Here is a 4962-nt window from a genome sequence, read left to right as displayed (position 1 = left end):
GGCGGGGGGGGGGCCGGGGGGGGGGGCCGCCCCCCCGGCGGATCTCGCCGGCGGCGCCGGCACCGACCACCTCGCGGGCCTGGCGAACCGGGGACCGGGATCGTGATCCGGCGCGGCGGCGCCCGCGTACCGGCATGCCGGGTCGGTCGTCGAGACTGGCCCGCAACCTGTCCAGCCGGGCGAGCCCGGCGGCATCCCGCTCCGTGGCGATTCTTGCGCCCGTGCCGCTTCCGCTGCTTCCGCCGGCGGTGCGGGCCGGCGTGGGTGCCGGGCGAGGGCTCGTGAGGGCGTCCCTCAGCACGGTGCGGACCTGGCCCCGCGGCATGGCGTTGAGCACCGCGACGGTGGCGGGGTCGTCCATCCCACCGCTGTTCGGCCAGCCAGGCGGGGGGAGGCAGCCGGTGCCGGCAAGCGCGACGACGCGGGCCCAGGCCGCGACCGCCGGGTCCGGCGGGCCGTCGTCGCCACCGGGTCGGGCGGTCGTGCCGAGGCCCAGGTTGACCAGCCGTGGGCCGGTGAGGGAGAGCACGATGTCGTCGGGGGTCGGGACGCACAGGTCCCGGGCCGGGCCGCCGGCCCGACGGGCGGCACGTAGTCCGTCGAGCAGCGCCGATGCGAGGACGTGCAGTTCGGCGGGGGAGAGCGGCCCGCGTTCGGCTACCTCCCGGGCCAGCGTGGGTCCGTCGACGAACTCGGTGACCAGGTAGGGCAGCCCCGCGAACCGCGGCGGCGCCGCTGGCTCGGTGCCGCCGTCGGCGCTTGCGCTGGCCGGGAGATGGACATCGGGGCCGGGGGCGACGACTCCGGAGTCCAGGACCGCGCAGCGGTGCGGGCCGGCGGCGGCCCGGGCGCTGTTGGCAGCGGCGGCGAAGCGTTCACACAGGTGCGCGCGCAGCCGCCGCGCCGCGTCCGGGCCCTGCCCGGTGGCTGTGGGCGGTGGCTCCGAGTCCCGTTCGCTGATGGTGGGAGGTGGTTCCGGAACGCGCAGCGCTACCTGGGCGCCGCCGACGGCGCGGCTCAGGAAGACCAGCCCGCCCGGGCCCTGGGCTATCCGGCCGAGGACGGCGTAGGGGCCGATCGTGGACGGGTCGCCGTCCAGCAGAGGCCGCACCCGCCTGGGCAGAGCTGTGGCCAGCCTGGACGCGGCCGCCGTCATTCCGGACGCGGCCGTGGTCATACGGACTCCCGCCTGGTGGCGGCGTGCTGACCGACGGTGCTCACTCGGTCGAAGGTAGCCGCTCGGGCCGTTTCCGTGAAGACCGGTCCGCGTTCTTCGCTGCTCTTCGCCCCGCCTCGCCCCGCCTCGACCCGCGAGCCGCGGGTGGAGATGAGGGCTTCAGGCTGGGGGGGAATCGGGGCGGTACGTCCGCTCGATGCCGTCGAGCAGCCAGGTCAGGGCCTGCTCGAACCGCTCGGAGGCGAAGGGGGCGTCCCCGGCGAGCATCCGGGCCAGGTGTGGGAACTCCCCGCTGTGGAGCAGCTCCCGCAGGGTGGGCTCGGCGTCGATGCGGCGCCGCAGCCCGCACAACGGGCGCGGGACGTCGGCCTCGATGGCCCGCGCCGCGAGCTCCCGCATCGCGCAGCCGACGACCAGGTCGTCGACCGCGTGCACGATCGTTCGCTGGGCCGCCGGGTCGGTGGTGAGCCCGGACGCGACGGCGAGGGACTGCTCGATGTGCCGCAGCTTGTTCGGTCCGAGAGCGGGGCGCAGGCCGAGCGCCAGCGCCCAGGGATGGCGCAGCAGGCTCTGGCGGGTGAGGCGGGCGATCCGGGTGAGGCCGGTGCGCCAGTCCGGGCCGGTGTCGGCGAGGAGGTGCTCGGCGGTCAGCGCATCGAGCATCAGTTCCAGCAGTGCTTCCTTGTCCTGGACGTGGGTGTAGAGGGTCATCGTGCCGACGCCGAGCATGGCGGCGACGCGCCGCATCGAGACCGCGTCGAGTCCTTCGGCGTCGGCGATCTCCAGGGCCACGGCCACTATCCGCTCACGGGACAGCCCGGCCCGGCTGGCGGCCGGTCGGTCACCGGCTCCGCGGGGCTTGGCCGGGTCGACGGATGTGGTGTTCATCGCACGTTGCTCCCCGGATACGGTTTGGATTCCGTACAGCGTACGACGTAGGGTCGGTCGGACGTCCGTACGGTGTACGGGGACCTGGTCGCGGGCCGGCGCGGCCGCCAGATCGACGACCGGTGCGGCTGTGGGAGGGCGCGATGGCGAAGAGCAGGGGCAAGTCGAGAGCGAGGTCCGCGGGATCCGGGGGTGCCGGGGCGCAGGCGCGCAGGCGGACCGGCACGGCGACGCCGGCCGCGGCGAGCGAGGCGGTGACGCCCGAAGCCACGGCGGATGCCGCCGCGGGCGCTGGCGACCTCGGACCCACCGGCGGCGACGGCGCCGCGGCTGAGGCTGCTGCCGGTGGGGCTGCCGCTGGTGAGGTCGTCGCTGGTCAGGCTGCCTCCGGCGAGGTCGTCGACGGCGAGGGTGCTGACGGGGAGAGTGCTGACGGCGAGGCTGTCGACGCGGCGGCCGCGGGCGCCGGGGCGGCGCGCGAAGGCGCTGACAGCGAAGCGGCTGACCGCGAACAGGCTGACGTGGTGGCCGGGGCCGGCGAGGCGCCTGCCGAAGAGGCCGAGGTGGCGGCCGGGACGGTGACTACCGACGAACCGGCGGCTGAGAAGGCCGAGGTGACGGCCGAAGCAGTGGCCGCCGACGCGGGCGTGGCCGAGGAGACGGGCGCGGTGGCCGAGGAGAAGGCTGAGGGGCAGAGCCCGCCAGCCGAGCCCGAGCCTGAGGCCAAGCCCGAAGTCGCGACTGAGTCCGAGATCGCGGCCGAGGCTGCGGTTGTGGCCGAGCCGGCGGTTGCGGTCGAGCCAGAGATTGCGGCCGAGCCCACGGAGGCGGTCGAGGTCAAGTCCGAGGCTGCGACCAAGACCGGGACCGGGACCAAGGTCGGGACCAAGGTCGGGACCGGGAGCGAGGCCGGATCCGACGTCGAGGCGCAGGCCGCGGTCGCGGATGGGAGCGCGGCGGAGCCGGAGGCCGGTGCGGAGCCGGTCGAGATCGTCGTTCCTGAGCAGGCGACCGCTGCCGTGGTCGCGGTGGCCGCGGTGGCGGCGACCCCGGCCGCCCCGCCGGTCGCGGTGACGTCGGCGGATGCGGTGACGTCCGAGGGCCTGGACTCGCCGGACGGCGCGGCGTCTCCGGACGGCACGGCGTCTCCCGAGGGCACGGTCGCGCTGGCCGGAGCCGCGGAGAAGGAGGCGCTCGCGCCGGGCCAGGCCGCCGGGGAGAAGACCGGCGAGAAAACGGCCGCCCCGGCAGGCCGGGGGCGGCGGGTGCCGGCCTGGGCGGTGCTGGCCGTGTGCTGCTTCGCCCAGTTCATGGTCGTCCTGGACGTCTCGATCGTGAACGTCGCGCTGCCGTCCATGCAGACCGAGCTGGATCTGAGCTCGTCTGGTCTGCAGTGGGTGGTCAACGCCTACACGCTGGCCTTCGCCGGGCTGCTGCTGTTCGGCGGGCGGGCGGCGGACCTGTTCGGGCGGCGCCGGGTGTTCATCTCCGGGCTGGTGCTGTTCACCGCGGCCAGCCTCGCCGGCGGTCTCGCCGAGAACCAGGTCATGCTGATCGTCGCTCGTGCGGTGCAGGGGCTTGGCGGTGCGGTGCTCGCGCCCGCGACGCTGAGCATCCTGATGACCTCGTTCCCGGATCCGCGGGAGCGCGCCCGGGCGCTCGGAATGTGGGGCGCGACCGCCGCCGGCGGCGGCGCGATGGGTGCGCTAGCCGGGGGCGTGCTGACCGAGATCGCCGACTGGCGGTGGGTGCTGTTCGTCAACGTGCCGATCGGGCTGGTGCTGCTTGTCGGAGCGCGGGCGGCGCTGGTCGAGTCCCGTGGTCAGGCTCGCGGAGTGCGCGACCTGGACATCCCCGGCACCGTGACCGTCACGGCCGGGCTCACGGCGCTGGTCTACGGCATCGTGCGGACGGAGTCCAGCAGCTGGGGCTCGCCGGTGACCATCGGCTGGCTGGTTGCCGCGGCCGTGCTCCTCACGGCGTTCCTGATCATCGAGTCACGTACCGAGAACCCGCTGGTGCCACTGGGCATCTTCCGGCGCAAGGCGCTGCGGTACGCGAACACGATCGGCGTCGTGATGGGCTCGATCATGTTCGGGCTGTTCTTCTTCCTGACCCTGTACCTGCAGCAGGTGAAGGGGCAGGGGCCCCTCGAGGCCGGCCTGGCGCTGGTTCCCATGCCGATCATGATCATTGTCGGGTCGCAGGTCAGTTCCCGGACGGTCGGCCGGTTCGGCCCCCGTCCGCTGATCATCGGCGCGTCCGTGATCGTGGCGTCGAGTGTCTGCTGGCTCAGTGCGCTGAGTGCGCACGGCTCGTACTGGAGCGAGGTGTTCGGACCGCTCACCCTGCTGGGATTCGGGATGGGCATCAACATGGTCTCGGTGACGACAGCCGCCACTGCGGGGGTGCCGCCGCAGCTCGCCGGGCTCGCGTCCGGGCTGCTCAACACCGCGCGGCAGATCGGCGCCGCCGTCGGCCTGGCCGTCCTGGCGATCGTCGCGGACACGCACACCGACAGCGAGCTGGCCGCGGGAGCCGACCGGGCCGACGCGCTGACGTCGGGGTATTCGCTGGGATTCCTGGTGTGCGCGGCGCTCATGTTCGGGGCCGCCGCGCTGGCGGTGTTCATGCCGCGCAAGGAGTCACTGATCGTCCCGGCTGGTGCCGCCCAGGCCCGCCCGGAACCGGAGCGCGTGGAGGCCCTCGCCGAAGCCTGACCCGCCCATCTGCGCGTCCGCTGGTCCGCTGGTCCGTCGGTCCGCGGTCCGCGCAGACGAACGCCGAGTTCCGCGCCCAGGCCCTCCGGACCCTCCAGACGCCCGTCCCGGGCTCCGGGTACGCCGGGCCCGAAGAATCGAACAGCCAGCGTTGGGGCCCGTCACCACTGGTGACGG

The 4962-nt window shown here is 74.5% G+C and carries 2 protein-coding genes and 1 pseudogene; 1 reads left to right on the top strand and 2 read right to left on the bottom strand.

Translation table 11 applies throughout. From position 1 onward, the window contains the following. Together MXD62_RS32780 and MXD62_RS32775 are read right to left on the bottom strand one after the other, a co-directional pair. Positions 1-1177: pseudogene (locus MXD62_RS32780) on the bottom strand (hypothetical protein); the annotation flags it as partial. A gap of 159 nt (positions 1178-1336) precedes the next feature. Further along, positions 1337-2065 (bottom strand): TetR/AcrR family transcriptional regulator, encoded by a 729-nt coding sequence (locus MXD62_RS32775; RefSeq protein ID WP_248833230.1) that lies wholly within the window; start codon positions 2063-2065, stop codon positions 1337-1339. 143 nt (positions 2066-2208) lie between these two features. Between MXD62_RS32775 and MXD62_RS32770 the strand changes: the two genes are divergently transcribed. Next, on the top strand, positions 2209-4785 hold the full coding sequence (locus MXD62_RS32770; RefSeq protein ID WP_248833229.1) for an MFS transporter: 2577 nt from the start codon (positions 2209-2211) through the stop codon (positions 4783-4785). The last annotated feature ends 177 nt before the right edge of the window (positions 4786-4962 follow it).

This window comes from Frankia sp. Mgl5, from assembly GCF_023242985.1.
GTDB classification, from domain to species: domain Bacteria; phylum Actinomycetota; class Actinomycetes; order Frankiales; family Frankiaceae; genus Parafrankia; species Parafrankia soli.
The sequence above is the reverse complement of the archived record's forward strand: the minus strand, read 5'-3'. Positions and strand labels throughout refer to the sequence as shown.